Source organism: Paenibacillus tianmuensis (assembly GCF_900100345.1).
Classification (GTDB): domain Bacteria; phylum Bacillota; class Bacilli; order Paenibacillales; family NBRC-103111; genus Paenibacillus_G; species Paenibacillus_G tianmuensis.
The window spans coordinates 1-1781 of record NZ_FMTT01000100.1; the positions used below are offsets into that span (position 1 = coordinate 1).

Annotated in this window: 1 protein-coding gene; it reads right to left on the reverse strand. The window is 38.2% G+C overall.

The window, feature by feature from the left end; all coding sequences use genetic code 11:
- Window positions 1–442 precede the first annotated feature (442 nt).
- The gene (locus BLO51_RS28260) at window positions 443–1450 is read right to left on the reverse strand and encodes a hypothetical protein (RefSeq protein WP_090677477.1); all 1008 of its coding nucleotides are present in this window, start codon (window positions 1448–1450) and stop codon (window positions 443–445) included.
- Window positions 1451–1781 lie beyond the last annotated feature (331 nt).

Sequence of the window (1781 nt, forward strand, 5' to 3'; positions counted from 1 at the left end):
CTTCTATATTGTTATCCCATACACCGATTGCGTCAGTTTAAACATAAAAACTGCAACAACATGAAACAATGTAGGACAATTAAGCTGTCTAAAGACAGCCCTTGCCCTGAGCCGATTCATCCCATGCCTAAAGGTAAGGGCTTTCTCGGCTAAGATCTGTAACATGTACAAAAAAATGGCCCTGCTCTAAAAGAAGAATGTATGCTCTTTCCATTTTATCATGTCCCGGTTCCTGATTCTGTTTCATTTGACTCATTATTTGAAAAAGCTGCTGTTCCTTTAAGATCTTTTGACGCAAAAAGCACCTGAAATCACTGCTAAGTGTTTTCAAGTGCTTGCAACTATATAGTTCGAGAGCTTCATAGTAAGAGCAAAGAGTTTAGAGCGATTAGGTTAGCCGACGCCTGCTTGTTCCCTGAGCCTCAACTGACTTGAATCCATTCTAAAATGCAGTTCTCTTCAAATTTATTTTCTTTGTCTTTTCTGACATGCCTTTTACTTCAATTACGATCATTTCGGGAACAAAAATTGGGTCTTTGAAAAGATAAAGGTTCCAATCATTTTTCTTCATCAGGCTGGAAGCGTTAACTTCCCTGTTGTATGTACTTAGTATTTTCTCCAATCCCTTGCTTTCGTTTTTTTCTTTGACGTAAGGTACTTTTTTGCCCCCTTCGACTGTTAGATACATATCCATAATCTCAATTTGCTCATGGATGTCCAGCAAATCTTTTGCCAAGATGTCTACCGCAAAATAATGATCAGGCTTCTCGAACCCAATTTCGGACAATACGCCCATCTCCTTCTCATCCCCCCTCAGTTGACCAATCGCCTCCCGGTAATTTTTAAAGCTATTACTCATTGACGGCTGGACAATGGCTACAAACTGAATACCTTCTGACGAAGTATCCGAATAGACCAAGGAAAAGGAATCCAATTGTTCAGCTAAGTACTTTTGTTGCTTGGTAATCCAAAAGGCCGTCTCTTCGTCGATGATTTGATATCCATTAAAAACACTGCCGCTGATAATCGCTTCGATCAGATTGAAATTGCTTTTATGATTCTCATATTTTTCGACGGACTTCTTGAATTCCTCTATTTTGCTTGAAATAACCTGAGTAAATTTCTTATTGATTCGTTCGAGAGCTTCATAGGAGATTTTTGGTACACTGTCAACCGGTTTATATACGGATTCGCTTGCGGAATTCACACCGGATTTGGTAGACGATGTTTCCTGTTCTGTCACAATTCCCTGTTTAGATGAGGCTTCCTTGTCCGTTGGGGCACAAGCATTAAGAACTACTAACATCATAATGCAACTAAAAATAACACTAGCCTTTTTCATTTGAAACATCATCCTCAATTCTTCAGGCCTTTCAGAGGAATAACTCGCCGTATTGTTCGTCACCTGAGACTCTCGCTTGTAATCTTTGAATCGTTTGAAATCCGTCAATATACCTTAATCCCCCAAATACCACTGCTTGCGATGCTTTTGCTAACCATACCCTGTTCAACTTTTCAAAAGTGAGTTACCAATCTAATTTAATGGAAATTTGTTTCATTTTTTTAGTTAGATGATTTTTTTGAAGGCGACAAATCAAAGTTACCAAATAGTTCGTCAAACGTGTATGTAACTTTTTTAATATTTTCTTCTGCTATCTTTCTTGATTTAAAATAGTTTTGTGTTACTTCACGCCTGTTGATTAACCAACTTTTGGGATATCAAGACGTGAGAAATAGACGTATTTATCCAGAATCTTAGTAACAGCAATGAGCCATTCCGC